This is a genomic window from Paenibacillus sp. CAU 1782 (assembly GCF_054551715.1).
The window spans coordinates 910,957-924,016 of the sequence record NZ_JBTOLL010000001.1 but is presented as its reverse complement, the minus strand read 5'-3'; the positions used below and the strand labels follow the sequence as shown (position 1 = coordinate 924,016).

The following is a 13,060-nucleotide window of genomic DNA, read 5'->3' as shown; positions in this document are numbered from 1 at the left end:
ATGAATGAAAGGCAGCAACACGACCAAACAGAACAACAAAACCAAACGGAGCAGCAAGTATTATGGGAGTCGCTGGTGCGGCTTGCGGAAACGGCGGAGGATGAAGCGGCATCCGCATTTCGCGCCATCGACCGGACGGCGGAGCGCAACCAGTGGAAGGTAATTCAAGCTTTCAAGAAGCACGGCGTCAGCGATTTTCATTTTTCGGGTTCGACGGGGTATGGATATAACGACAGGGGACGCGAGGTACTGGATCTCGTCTATGCCGACGCGATGGGGGCGGAAGCGGCGCTGGTGCGGCCTCATTTTGCTTCCGGCACGCATACGATTAGCACCGCGCTGTTCGGCGTGCTGCGTCCCGGCGACGAGCTGTTGTACATAACGGGCAGTCCTTACGATACGCTTCACAAGGTGATCGGAAAACCAGGCGACGGCACGGGTTCCCTGCGCGACTGGGGGGTGCACTGCTCCGAGGTGGCTTTGCTGCCTGACGGCTCGCTGGACTGGACGGCAATTGTGTCCGCCATCACAGAGCGAACAAAGGTAATTGGCGTACAACGCTCCAGAGGATACGATTGGCGCTCCTCTTATACGATTGCGCAAATTGCGGAGATCGTAGAGCGAATCAAGGCAATACGGAGCAATCTGATCGTTTTTGTCGACAATTGTTATGGCGAATTCACAGAGTTGATGGAGCCGACACAGGTAGGGGCGGATTTGATGGCGGGTTCGCTCATCAAAAATCCCGGCGGCGGTTTAGCGGAGACGGGCGGCTACATTGCCGGAAAACAGGCCTACGTCGAAGCCGCTTCGTATCGGCTGACCGCGCCCGGCATCGGCTCCGAGGTGGGCGCGATGCTGGGCACGCTTCGCTCCATTTATCAGGGGTTGTTCCTTGCCCCACATCTGGTGGGACAAGCGTTGAAGGGCAGCGTGCTGGCTGCCGCATTGTTCCAGCGGCTCGGCTTTGAAACGAAGCCGCGTTGGGACGAGCCCCGGACGGATCTCATCCAGGCGGTGCGCTTTGGCGCTCCGAAGCCGTTGATTGCTTTTGTGCAGAGCATTCAAAAAGCGGCCGCTGTGGATGCCCATGTTGTGCCGGAGCCATGGGATATGCCCGGATATGAAAGTCCGGTGATCATGGCGGCGGGCACTTTTATCCAGGGAGGCAGTCTGGAGCTGTCGGCCGACGCTCCGATTCGCGAGCCATACATCGCTTATATGCAGGGCGGATTAACGTATGCTCATGCCAAATATGGTATTTTGACAGCTCTGGAAAGGCTTGTTTCAGAAGGACAAATTGTGATTAAACCTCACATAACTTGACACGTTTGTGACGGGAAGCTACAATGGAGCTATAACTGAGTTATTGGAAGGTTGATGCGACATGGCTGATGAAATACGCAGAAATATGGCCTTGTTCCCGATCGGCATCGTGATGAAGCTGACGGACCTGACGGCCCGGCAAATCCGGTATTACGAGCAGCATGAGCTGATTGTTCCGGCCAGAACAGCGGGCAATCAACGCCTGTTTTCGTTTAACGATGTAGAACGATTGCTGGAAATTAAATCACTGATTGAAAAAGGCGTAAATATCGCCGGCATTAAGCAAGTTATGAATCCGGTTTCGAAGGAATCGGACGACGCAACGATTGTAAGCGAGCAATCCGAGGTCACCCGCAGGGAAATGTCCGAGCAGCAGCTGCACCGTTTGCTGAAGCAGCAGCTGATGGAGAAGAGACCTGGACGCGCCTCGATGATTCAAGGTCAGCTGACTCGGTTTATGAATCATAATAAGCGCTAATTAAAAGCCGCTTATGGCTCCTGGAGTTTAATCAAATGCGGACTTTTTGTACAACCTTAATCAAGGAGATGATTCAATGAGCTACACAAAAGAGGATATTAAACGTATTGCCGAGGAACAGAATGTCCGGTTTATCCGGCTGCAGTTTACCGATTTGCTGGGTTCGATTAAAAACGTCGAAATTCCCGTAAGCCAGTTGGACAAGGCACTTGATAATAAAATGATGTTTGACGGTTCTTCCATCGAAGGTTATGTGCGTATCGAAGAATCCGATATGTATCTCTACCCGGATCTTGACACCTGGGTTGTTTTCCCTTGGGTTGCACAAGACCGCGTTGCTCGTCTGATTTGCGACATTTACATGCCTGACGGCACTCCGTTTGCCGGCGATCCGCGCGGCATTCTGAAGCGCGTGCTGAAGGAAGCGGAAGAGATGGGATATACGGCGATGAATGTAGGTCCGGAACCGGAATTTTTCCTGTTCAAAACGGATGAGTCCGGCGAGCCTACAACGGAGCTGAACGATCAAGGCGGTTACTTCGACCTTGCGCCTATGGATCTTGGCGAAAACTGTCGCCGCGAAATCGTGTTGACGCTGGAGGAAATGGGCTTTGAAATCGAAGCCTCCCACCATGAAGTCGCTCCGGGCCAGCATGAAATCGACTTTAAATATGCGGACGCAATCAAAGCGGCCGACCAGATTCAAACGTTTAAGCTGGTTGTTAAAACAATTGCCCGCGTACACGGTCTGCATGCAACCTTCATGCCAAAACCGCTGTTCGGCGTCAATGGCTCCGGCATGCACTGCCACCAATCCTTGTTCCAAGGCAGCACTAACGTGTTTTATGACGAAAAGGACAAGCTGGGACTCAGCGAAACCGCTCGTTACTACATGGCTGGCATTCTGAAGCATGCTCGCGCCATGGCGGCGATTACGAACCCGACGATCAATTCCTACAAACGTCTGGTACCGGGTTACGAGGCGCCTTGTTATGTGGCATGGTCCGCCAGCAACCGTTCGCCGATGATCCGTATTCCGGCTTCGCGCGGTCTTTCGACACGCGTTGAGGTTCGCAACCCCGATCCGGCGGCTAACCCGTATCTTGCGCTTGCGGTTATGCTTAAAGCTGGTCTGGATGGTATTCAAAACAGAGAGGTTTTGCCTGCTCCAACGGATCGCAACATCTACATCATGTCGGAAGAGGAGCGCCAGGACGCCGGCATTCCAAGCCTGCCGCTTGATTTGAAGGAAGCGCTGGATGAGCTGCTGCGCAGCGATGTAATCTGCGACGCTCTCGGCGACCATGCCTTGGCTCACTTCTACGAGCTGAAGGAAATCGAGTGGGATATGTACCGCACGCAAGTGCACCAATGGGAAAGAGATCAATATCTGACGCACTACTAAGAGGGTAAAAGCTTGTTATAGTAAGGGTTGTCAATGGATAGAAACCGGATGAAAAACATCATGTTTTTCATCCGGTTTTTTTGTGTTAGCCAGAGTTGCATACTGCTGCAAAAGCAGTTTAATCATAGGATTTTGTGGACATAGTATGGATGAGGATTAAAGGAATAGGAGTTGTTTGGATGGACCACCTTATTATTCTGATCAGAAGTATTTCTGCATTTGTCATTCTAATGTTGATTGCAAGGTTGCTGGGAAAACAAACCTTATCCAATATGAACTTCCATGAATTTGTAACGGCTGTTATATTAGGGGCCATGGCTGCCAACTTTGCATTTAATGAAAAGATAGAGGTTACGCATCTTGTTATAGCGCTATCCGTTTTTACTCTAACTTCCTTTATTCTATCCAAACTTTTTTTGAAATTCAGGAGTTTTAAGATGTGGACCGAAGGAACCCCAACCGTTCTAATTGAAGGCGGCGCAATTCTAGAGAGCAATTTGAAGAAAAATAATATGACACTGGATTCTCTAAATCAGCAGCTTCGTCAAAAAGAGATTTTTAATATCGAAGATGTGGAATATGCACTTCTTGAAATTAATGGTAAGTTGTCTGTTCAAAAGAAAAAAGAGCTACTTCCGGTTACACTGAAGGACCTTCGGCTAAATCCGGGCCATACCTCGCAATTTCCGATAGAGCTAATCATTGACGGACAGGTTTTACAAAAAAATCTGGAGTCTAACCAGATTTCGGAAGACTGGCTGATGTCGCAGCTCAAATCACGGGGCAAAGAGCCGGCAAACGTATTTTATGCTGTAAGAGGCAGCAATGGTCAACTTTATGTGGATGAATATAACGATAAGATCCAACATCCGATCGACATTGAATAAGCTTTATGGCTTAACCGAGATTTTTTGCAATCAGGTAATTGTATTTGGAGGCGTGTTTAAGCTCATCCAATATAATGCCAAATACCGTGTCTTTGTAAATGCCCGCAGGCAACCCGAACCACATGTTGCGATATTTTTCCACCGCTCCCAATTCTCCTTGAAGTGCCCGCTGTAAACCCTCTAGATAACGGGTTACCTTTTGATAAGGTTCACTACCCTCTGTCGTAACTTCCTGACCGGTCAGTTCCCGGTACATCTCTCTAAACATTTTATTGTGGCCTCGTTCATCATTTCGGATACCTGCTATTAGATCTACTTGCTCCTGGGAAGGCGCGAGGCTGATTAATTCATCATAAAACAGTTCATCGTTTCGTTCCCCTTGAATGGCTTCTTTCATGATTTGCAAGGAAACATTGTAATTGGTATTCCAGACTGGCGAAAAAGGTGATCGTACCGTGTAAGGATTTACCCAGTAAAAATTATGATAGTACAAACGTAACAACTCCCAGCATTTATTTGCTGAGAGTATATGCACGATAGCCCAATTTGGTTCTAAAACAGGGATTCTATTCCTGATTCTGGCGGAGAGCAGGTTTATTAGTTATTGAAGCTTTCATCATGACGTTTTTGCCGCTTTGGGTTTTGCCGGCTTTCGTTTTTTCGGTGTAGCGGCGGCGCCTCCGGTGTCTGTGGGGGTTTGCACGGCCTGAAGCGAGGCCTGAAGCGCAGCCATCAGGTCGATTACTTTGCTTGGCCCGGCCGCAGCAGGCGCGGCTACCAGGTCCGGATTTTCGCCTGCAACCTTATCTTCAATAAGCGCTAACAAATTAGCACGGTATTCGTCTGTATATTTAGTGGGATCAAACGGCTCGCTTAATTGTTCAACAAGCGTTTTAGCCATAGATAGCTCCTTGTCGTTAATAGCTGGAGTAAGCGGTAAATTGGGAACCTGGTTAATGGAGCGGATTTCGTCGGGGAACAGCATCGTTTCCAGACAAAGGCAGTTATCGACCACCCGGATAGCCGCCAAGCTGCTTTTTGCCCTAATGTTGATGGTGGCAATTCCGATTTTTCCGGTTTGGCGTATCGCCTCTAGAAGCAAGGAATACGCCCCAGATCCCGCCATATCGGGCGAAAGATAATACGGTTTTTCAAAATAAATGGGATCAATATCGACAAGGTCAACAAAATCCAATATTCGGATTGTCCGTGCCGCCTCCGGCTTCAGCGCTTCAATTTCCTCTTCTTTTATGATGACGTATTTATCCTTCTCGTACTGAAATCCCTTCACAATTTCCTCGGGCCCCACTTCTTTGTCGCAATGCGGGCATTTTTTCTCATATTTGATCGGCATGCCGCACTCCTTGTGCAGTTGTCTGAAATGGACATCCCGATCTTCTGTTGCAGAATGCATTTTGACGGGAACATGAACAAGTCCAAAGCTGATTGCGCCTTTCCATACCGTTTGCATACGCTCACTCCAATCTCATTTTCCCGATAGTTTTCCCTGTTGGGCAATGAAAGTATTCTTCAGCATTTGCAAAAGCAGTCGCTTGCACATATCGTACAACCCGTGGTTCATAACGTGTAAGAGGAGGAATAGGCCTGAAAGGAGTGAGAGGAATGGATGATCAATTCCGCTATTATAAACCTTTTGTTAGTCCGCTTGACCCTTGCCCGCCAATTCCGATAAAAAGCTACAATGTCCCGCTGCAGCTGTTCATCAATTTTCAGCCCCCCGATTGGCCGCAATACCAGCCTCACGAAGCTTTGAAAAAGGGTACGTTATGGCCCGCATTATTTGCTCCGTATCCTGATCCATTAACTGGAACGTAAGGGGGGACCGAAGCATGTCCATTGTGCTGGACGACGCTTATTACAAGCTGCTTCACGATTTGCAGGCAGCTGATTTTGTGCTGGTGGAGTTGAATCTTTATCTGGACACACATCCCGAGGATGAAACTGCCATCAAACAGTACAATCAATATGCCGAGCTTCGTAAAAGGATCGCGGCACAATACGAAGCGCAATATGGCCCCTTGATGCATTTTGGCCATAGCTTATCCAAAATGCCATGGCAGTGGAAGGAAGCGCCTTGGCCTTGGCAGGTTTGAGTTCACCAATAACGCAGAGAATGGAGGAAGGCGTTCATGTGGGTGTATGAAAAAAAGCTCCAATATCCCGTCAGGGTTAGCAAATGCGACCCGCTTATGGCCAAGTTTTTGATCGAGCAATACGGCGGCGCGGATGGTGAACTCGCGGCCGCGCTTCGTTATTTGAATCAACGTTATACGATTCCCGATAAGGTAGTGGGACTGCTAACGGACATAGGGACAGAGGAATTTGCCCATCTCGAAATGATCGCCACGATGATCTACAAGCTGACGAAGGATGCAACGCCGGAGCAGATGAAGGCGGCTGGGCTCGGCGACCATTATGCGAATCATGACAAAGCGCTATTTTACCAAAATGCATCCGGCGTGCCGTGGACGGCCAGCTACATTCAAGCCAAGGGAGATCCCATTGCCGATCTGTATGAGGATATTGCGGCGGAGGAAAAAGCGAGGGCGACCTATCAATGGCTGATCGATATGACGGACGATGTGGACCTGCAGGATAGCCTGAAGTTCCTTCGGGAGCGGGAGATCGTACATTCCTTGCGTTTCCGCGAAGCAGTGGAGATTTTGAAGGAGAAGCGGGACGAGCGGATTTTTTATTGATTATTAAACTGATATATAGATAAACAGTAAAACCGTAGAGACAAAATGAACAAACTGCACTCAATTGTTAGACACATCTAACGTTGGAGGTGCAGTTCTTTTTGCTGCGGTATTTTTTTGTGTCAAATCGATAACTTTTTCTTTTGCTAATGGCGGTGAGGGCGAAGGGCTGTACTGCACTGAATTTCTGTACATGGGCCGTGACAAACTCCCATCCGAGGAAGTTTAGACAATGCCTACCGGTTGGTGCTTGAAGCCATGAACGGTCAACCCGTTGCGAGCGTGCGCTGGATATTAGCGGTGATAATAGCTGGAGCATCCGAAGGAAACCAATTGGCTAAAGAGGTCGACTTTTTCAGCATTGGAACGAATGATCTTATTCAGTATACGATGACTGCTAATCAGGCGGCTATAGCGGCCATTGGTTTGAAGACGTTGCAAGTCGGAGACAAAGATAGATGGGCGATAAGGCGCCAGGGAGCGCTATGAAGGAAAGTCATGCGAATAATAGTTCGTTCGGCAGTTGTTGCAGAGCAAAAAAATACCCTACAATAGGGACGAGTTTAATGAAGTGGGAATGTTTAGCATTTAACATTGTTGTGCCCAACAAGGCTGGATGCAAAAGAAAGGGAGATGAAAATGCCGAATGACAAGAAAGCTCATCCTTATACCAATCCCATAAGCGAACCCGGTCGATATCCAATTGATTTGACCGCTCCTCAAAGTCACACCTTGATTATTAAGCCCGGCGTAGGCAGCTTGTCCATTGGACCGTCTGATTTAGGGACGAAGGCGGATCTTCATGCTGTTGCTGCTGCGGATTTGAATTGGAGTGTATTTGAAGTCTTTGCGACGCCGGCAGGCTCGCCATGGCCGCGATACCTGAATTATACAGGCAGCGATACAGGCTTTTTTGAATGGGCAAAAAGCCGTCCCGTTGAAGAGATGACATGGAGCCCCGTTTTGTCAACGGACACGGCGGTGGATGCGACTCAATCCAAGTTTCATGGTTTAAACATCAATCTCGACCAGCCTGGAGGTCAACTTAGCCTTAGGCTTCCAAAGGAATGTTATCGCCTCAGCGTGTCTGGCGATCTGTTGCGATTTTCCGCCACAGGCGATTTGCCATCCATGCTGGTGTTGGCACCGTATACTAGCAAACGTAAAAATGCAGAGCCTTTTATATTGCCGGACTTGGGAGAGTTGCGTCATGTTACGAACTTGATGCTTCAAAATGAACCTATGGCGCAACCTATTTCGCTGGAGTGCATAAGCCGGTTTCCAAACCTGACCTCCTTAAGCCTGTGGGGAAATTTCTGCGATTTGGGTACATTGGCCGTGCTTGAAGGGCTGGTTAATCTGGAACTGCGGTTTATGCCTGATCTGACTTATCTGCCCGCGCTGGATTCGTGGCCGCTGCTGGACCGATTCATTGCTTATAATGTCGAAGAGGACGGGGGCAAGCAGCTAAAAAAACAAATGAAAGCTCGTGCCATAACCCGTCCATGGAACGACTACGCATCAGTAAGCAAATTGCGAAAGGCGGAGTGGTGGACAAGCGAATATGGCCAACCATTTTCTTCCTGGCCGAAACGTCTGGCGAAGGTGGCTAACGAAGCGTACAACCTTGCACAGGAAGCGCTGGCACAGGCAAGAAGTTTGGCCGAAGCCGAAGTCGCTATTACTGACTTCGCCAAACGCTTCAATGCTCTCAAAGGCATTGAAACCACCGAACGCGAAGACCTTGGCGAAGCGGTATGGCAGCTTAGCCAAGGCGATCATTTGATTAGCGAGCCTATACCAGAGGAACTGGCTCAGCGCTGGTTTGATTCCGTGCGTGATTACTGAATGAGGGGATTTTTTATTGATATATTTTGAAAGAAATAGTCATTTCTAAAAAATTGAGTATTTCTTACATTGTGCATCCATAAACCATGAGGTAAAGGCTCCAATGAATGGGGGTTTTTATTTTTGAAGTTTGAAGATGATTATGCGATTGCGATTATGCAGCTCCGGCTTCGTCAGATAACTTTCGGTGAGATGATGTGACCAGCTTATGCGAAAATACGGTAAGTATTTCTTGGAATAACTGTAGGACGCGTCCCGGTTTCAAACCAAATCTATATGGGATTTGACGAATCTCCAGGCTAAAACGACTAAAAAAAACGCGGTGGAATAGGAAATGAATGTCCATCCGATATGCCAGCCGTTTGTATACGTCACCCGTCCCAATATTAGCGCAAGATATTCAAGCAATGTGGTGAATGTAATGAACAGCAAAAATAAAATAATGGATGGGATTCCGAATAATCGCTTGGTTAAGGAGTAAATCATCAGGCAACCAAGCACTGCGTATAGACCAAGGTCAAGCGGGATGGCTGATATGGTCTCGTTGCGTTTCAGGATTGGTTTGAAATGCCAAAAGTCAAAATAAAACCCGATTGTGTTAATTAAAATGGCAATAAGCGCGGTAATAGGGCTCATCACCATAAACAATTTCGCATGTTTACAAGCCAGGGGGTATGCAAGCAACCATGGGAGTAAAAATCCAATTATAAGATTTAGAAACATGCTTGTTAAACTCCTCGATACAATATTTAAAAATCGATCATCAAAAGAAATGTTCATCAAACGCAAGCCTGATTTCATCAGTGTTTAACTTCAATTATTATGTAATGGAAAGGCAAGTGTTATTCGGCATGCGGTTCAAAAATAGATAACATTGAGGAAATCACTGCCGGCCGCGGCTAACTCAGGAGGTGAAGTGATTTCGGTTAGAGCCTAGTGGAGCAGCAGGATAGTTTAAAGTTCCTTTGGAAGCGGGAGATCATCCCTAACGTTTCCTTTTGGCGGATGGTATCACGCTACAAAGTTTGCTGTGGAAGAATTTTCAGACGCTTTGCGCATGGAAGTTGCGCCGTTGGGTATTGATGTAATTATGATCGAACCAGGTGGAATAAAAACAGATTGGGGCAGCATTACAGCAGAGCATCTCAAGCAATCCTCAGTGACAGAGCATATGATAAGCTCTCGCAAAAATTAACCTGACATTATTGAGCAAGTAGAGCCTAAAATCATTTAGGGGGACTAATCAATGAATTACGATGGTAAGGTTTGTGTTGTAACGGGCGGAGCAAACGGCATTGGTCGTTGTATTGTTGAGGAATTTTTAGATGCGGGTGCTTGTGTTGCCTTTAATGATGTCGATGATGAAGCTGCTGAGAGATTAATTCTAAAATACGGAATAGACAAATAGATGGTGGAATGAGTAAGCAGATGATTTATCATAACGATCAAGGATGGACATTTAAACCTTAAATCAATAGTGAGGGACTTGGGGTGATGTAAAAACACCACCGCGTTCCAAATTCACTTCTTTTTCTTCCTGAAAAGACCGAAAAATATGATGAAAATTAAAACGACGATTATGAACCCACTCAATGTGATCACCCCTATTTCGGATTATAGCATGAGCAAATAGAGTTTTGGAGTTTTCTTGAAAAAAACAGTGACCCATAAGAAGGATACTTTGAAAAAAGTTCCTCTCCTGTGGGTCATTTGTATTGTGGAGGGAGAGTTATGTGGGCATCAGCACCTGGAAAGCGAAATAGATATTTTTTTCGTCGACTCTGTGTCAGAATTAGGTCGAGCTTGTATGATTTCTGTTTGTGTAGTTCCGATATGATAAGGGTATATTAGACAAGGTGTGCCATCTGAGAGGATGATCAACTTGAAAAACGGACTTTTTCGTCTAAGCTGGAACTCTATACGATTCAAGCTGGTGGTGGGCTTGCTGCTTACCGTTCCAATGGTGATTTTGCTTATCTACAACAATGGATACGCGATTGGGGTCGTGCACAGCAAGGTCGCGTAATCCAACCGTAATTTAATAACGATGTGCATGGCTCAGATTGATAGCAACTTACACGACGTGGATAAATATTTAACCAATCTTATCGTGAATGACAAGGACTTGCAGGAGCTTGAATATTTCTATTCGGAACAAAATCGCATGTTAGCTAAAGTTCGCCTCGATAATAAGCTGAAGGCCGACATATCGTCCCATCCGTCCATCGATTCCTTATTTGTGTTTAGCGTGAATGGACAGGATTATATCGAAGTTTACAAGGATTATGAAAGTATTCAGGAAAGAATGTCCATAAGCGACTATGTGCAAACAACGATACAGGAACTCATCGAAACGGAAGGGACGACGGACAGCCAATGGGAGGTTAAGCAAATTGATAATACATACTATTTGCTGCGCATCCTTCAAACCAAAGATGCATATGTAGGAGCTTGGGCAAACATCGTGGCGGGTTGATTCTGATTCCTGTATGCTTCCTCGTTTTGCGCACAATGGTGCTGCGTCCGCTCAATCGAATTTTAACCGTAATGAGAAGAGTTGGAGAAGGAAATTTAAACACTCGGATCGATTCATTCCCGACATCCAACGAATTTAGAGTCGTCAACGAAACGTTTAATCATATGATCGGTCAAGTGCAAGAGCTGCGCATCCATGTACGGAATCATGAGTTAATTCAGGAAATGTCGATGAGTCTCGTTCAATATTTTCGTTATATGTTTCGCAGCAATCTGACTTTGGTTCCTCTAAAAGATGAAATCAAGCATATCCGCAACTATATGCGTATCCAAGAGATGCGTTTTCCCGGAAAATTATCCTTTGCATTAACTATGCCCGATTACTTGCAAGATACCGGCTTTCGAACCGTTGAAGACACGGCAGAACAGGGGCTCCTCTTGAACGGAAAGCCGATCAAGCTTAACGGCGTATGCCGACATCAGGAATTTGGAGGCATTGGCAATGCTATTTTGAAAGACCACATGGAGCAAGATATGTCTCTTATCCGGGAAATCGGCGCAAACAGTGTACGTCTTGCACATTACCAGCACGATGATTATTTTTACACGCTTTGTGATCGGCATGGGTTGCTGGTATGGGCGGAAATTCCCTTTATTTCGATTTCGTCGACGATTGATCCCGAAAATAGGAATGCAATGGAACAATTGGGATTTCTGATCAAACAAGCCTATAACCACACTTCGATTTATTGCTGGGGCGTTCAAAACGAAATTACAACGCAGAAGAGATCGAATTAAAGAAAGAGAATTATTCTACATTCGATACGATCGAAGAGCTCTACAAAAACTCGTCGGCCAAATCAGTGTTGCTTAAATATTTACAAACCATCCGTTTTTTGAGGCGACGATGAGCGTTATGTCCATTCAGAAAATGTCTCAGCTTGCGTTCTATAACATTCCGCCGGAGCTGATGACCGTCATTAACCAGGAACTGAATGCCATTCCCAAATCGCAAGACTAAGCAACGAAGTAAACTACCAGTAAGAGAGGTAAGCGAGTACACTAATTACTACAAAGCAAACCTGCCAGCAATATAAAGTACACCGCTTAGAATGGACCTTGGATTAAACAGCAGGTTTATCCGATGAAATTCCAGGGGGTGCATTTTTAATAGCAAAAGGGACAGAAATTTAAGCGGTATACGCATTTACTAAAAAAGCGTTTGGAAATTGGGGTACGGATAACTGGTTTGCCAAACAATCAATTAATTGTATAATGGTTACTCGAGGTGATGATGATGGCAAGATCCAAAGAATTTGAGGTCGATGTAGCTTTAGATAAAGCAATGCATCTATTCTGGACACAAGGATATGAGAAAACATCAATGCAAGACTTGGTTGACTGTATGGGGATTCATCGAAAAAGTATCTATGATACCTTTGGGGATAAACACACCTTATTTATGAAAGCTTTGGAACGATATGAAATGAATCAGACTAGAAGAATCCAGCTTTTGCTTAAAAAAGAAAAACCAATCAAACAATTGATTCGCGATATATTTGAGTCGACCGTCATAAACAATGGAGGTCCTTTAGGGTGTTTTTTGGTTAACTCAGGTGTGGAACTCGGTGTATTAGACCCTGAAGTTTCATCCTTGGTTGGCAATAGTTATACGCGAACGGAGGAATTCTTGTCTGCCCTTGTACTAGAAGGACAACAAACGGGGGAAATTAAGGCTGACCTTGATCCGGTCGTTATTTCTCAATATCTAATGAATTCCTGGCTAGGACTGCGTGCGTTGGTTAAGACTACAACAGATCAACAAAAGTTAACGAATATTATAGATATGTCGCTATCTGTTTTAAACTAAGGCTTGTATCACATGACTTAAACAAACATAAAAATAATTCTTTACCGTTCG

General features: G+C 46.1%; 16 protein-coding genes and 3 pseudogenes. 16 read left to right on the top strand and 3 right to left on the bottom strand.

Annotated features, from left to right (window positions below; translation table 11 throughout):
- The 4 genes from ACX93W_RS04550 to ACX93W_RS04535 all read left to right on the top strand — a co-directional run bounded on the left by ACX93W_RS04550 (window position 1) and on the right by ACX93W_RS04535 (window position 4,096).
- Window positions 1-1,326 (top strand): methionine gamma-lyase family protein, encoded by a 1,326-nt coding sequence (locus ACX93W_RS04550; RefSeq protein WP_459391117.1) that lies wholly within the window; start codon window positions 1-3, stop codon window positions 1,324-1,326.
- A gap of 61 nt (window positions 1,327-1,387) precedes the next feature.
- On the top strand, window positions 1,388-1,804 hold the full coding sequence (locus ACX93W_RS04545; RefSeq protein ID WP_459391116.1) for a MerR family transcriptional regulator: 417 nt from the start codon (window positions 1,388-1,390) through the stop codon (window positions 1,802-1,804).
- A 76-nt stretch (window positions 1,805-1,880) separates the two neighbouring features.
- Window positions 1,881-3,209, top strand: a complete 1,329-nt coding sequence (gene glnA / locus ACX93W_RS04540) for a type I glutamate--ammonia ligase (protein ID WP_459391115.1) — start codon at window positions 1,881-1,883, stop codon at window positions 3,207-3,209.
- 179 nt (window positions 3,210-3,388) lie between these two features.
- The gene (locus ACX93W_RS04535; RefSeq protein ID WP_459391114.1) at window positions 3,389-4,096 is read left to right on the top strand and encodes a DUF421 domain-containing protein; all 708 of its coding nucleotides are present in this window, start codon (window positions 3,389-3,391) and stop codon (window positions 4,094-4,096) included.
- A gap of 10 nt (window positions 4,097-4,106) precedes the next feature.
- On the opposite strand, the gene ACX93W_RS04530 is transcribed toward ACX93W_RS04535, so the two are convergent.
- Both ACX93W_RS04530 and ku read right to left on the bottom strand, forming a co-directional pair.
- Window positions 4,107-4,589: a ferritin family protein gene (locus tag ACX93W_RS04530; RefSeq protein WP_459391113.1), complete on the bottom strand. Its 483-nt coding sequence runs from the start codon at window positions 4,587-4,589 to the stop codon at window positions 4,107-4,109.
- Window positions 4,590-4,712: 123 nt separating this feature from the next.
- Window positions 4,713-5,567 (bottom strand): non-homologous end joining protein Ku, encoded by an 855-nt coding sequence (ku, locus tag ACX93W_RS04525; protein WP_459391112.1) that lies wholly within the window; start codon window positions 5,565-5,567, stop codon window positions 4,713-4,715.
- Window positions 5,568-5,719: 152 nt separating this feature from the next.
- Here ku and ACX93W_RS04520 point away from each other — a divergent pair, with 152 nt between their 5' ends.
- The 6 genes and pseudogenes from ACX93W_RS04520 to ACX93W_RS04495 all read left to right on the top strand — a co-directional run bounded on the left by ACX93W_RS04520 (window position 5,720) and on the right by ACX93W_RS04495 (window position 8,664).
- The gene (locus ACX93W_RS04520; RefSeq protein ID WP_459391111.1) at window positions 5,720-5,932 is read left to right on the top strand and encodes a spore coat associated protein CotJA; all 213 of its coding nucleotides are present in this window, start codon (window positions 5,720-5,722) and stop codon (window positions 5,930-5,932) included.
- 14 nt (window positions 5,933-5,946) lie between these two features.
- Window positions 5,947-6,210, top strand: a complete 264-nt coding sequence (locus tag ACX93W_RS04515; RefSeq protein ID WP_459391110.1) for a spore coat protein CotJB — start codon at window positions 5,947-5,949, stop codon at window positions 6,208-6,210.
- A gap of 36 nt (window positions 6,211-6,246) precedes the next feature.
- Window positions 6,247-6,816, top strand: coding sequence for a manganese catalase family protein (locus tag ACX93W_RS04510; RefSeq protein WP_459391109.1), 570 nt, complete (start codon window positions 6,247-6,249; stop codon window positions 6,814-6,816).
- Between the two features lie 148 nt (window positions 6,817-6,964).
- Window positions 6,965-7,121: pseudogene (locus tag ACX93W_RS04505) on the top strand (putative PEP-binding protein); the annotation flags it as partial.
- Window positions 7,108-7,221, top strand: a pseudogene (locus tag ACX93W_RS04500) (putative PEP-binding protein); the annotation flags it as partial. The pseudogenes ACX93W_RS04505 and ACX93W_RS04500, both read left to right, overlap by 14 nt.
- Before the next feature lie 234 nt (window positions 7,222-7,455).
- Window positions 7,456-8,664, top strand: coding sequence for a hypothetical protein (locus ACX93W_RS04495; RefSeq protein ID WP_459391108.1), 1,209 nt, complete (start codon window positions 7,456-7,458; stop codon window positions 8,662-8,664).
- 261 nt (window positions 8,665-8,925) lie between these two features.
- Here ACX93W_RS04495 and ACX93W_RS04490 read toward each other — a convergent pair whose 3' ends face one another.
- Window positions 8,926-9,465, bottom strand: coding sequence for a CBO0543 family protein (locus ACX93W_RS04490; RefSeq protein WP_459391107.1), 540 nt, complete (start codon window positions 9,463-9,465; stop codon window positions 8,926-8,928).
- 181 nt (window positions 9,466-9,646) lie between these two features.
- Between ACX93W_RS04490 and ACX93W_RS04485 the strand changes: the two are divergent.
- The 6 genes and pseudogenes from ACX93W_RS04485 to ACX93W_RS04460 all read left to right on the top strand — a co-directional run.
- A pseudogene (locus ACX93W_RS04485) lies at window positions 9,647-9,859 on the top strand (SDR family NAD(P)-dependent oxidoreductase); the annotation flags it as partial.
- Between the two features lie 51 nt (window positions 9,860-9,910).
- A complete protein-coding gene (locus ACX93W_RS04480; protein ID WP_459391106.1) occupies window positions 9,911-10,072 on the top strand; it encodes an SDR family NAD(P)-dependent oxidoreductase in 162 nt (53 codons plus the stop codon).
- A 474-nt stretch (window positions 10,073-10,546) separates the two neighbouring features.
- Window positions 10,547-10,690 (top strand): hypothetical protein, encoded by a 144-nt coding sequence (locus tag ACX93W_RS04475; protein WP_459391105.1) that lies wholly within the window; start codon window positions 10,547-10,549, stop codon window positions 10,688-10,690.
- Between the two features lie 57 nt (window positions 10,691-10,747).
- Complete coding sequence (locus ACX93W_RS04470; protein WP_459391104.1) at window positions 10,748-11,140, top strand: hypothetical protein; 393 nt, start codon at window positions 10,748-10,750, stop codon at window positions 11,138-11,140.
- Window positions 11,116-11,937: a sensor histidine kinase gene (locus ACX93W_RS04465; protein ID WP_459391103.1), complete on the top strand. Its 822-nt coding sequence runs from the start codon at window positions 11,116-11,118 to the stop codon at window positions 11,935-11,937. Before ACX93W_RS04470 ends, ACX93W_RS04465 begins: the two co-directional genes overlap by 25 nt.
- A 499-nt stretch (window positions 11,938-12,436) precedes the next feature.
- Complete coding sequence (locus tag ACX93W_RS04460) at window positions 12,437-13,009, top strand: TetR/AcrR family transcriptional regulator (protein ID WP_459392011.1); 573 nt, start codon at window positions 12,437-12,439, stop codon at window positions 13,007-13,009.
- The last annotated feature ends 51 nt before the right edge of the window (window positions 13,010-13,060 follow it).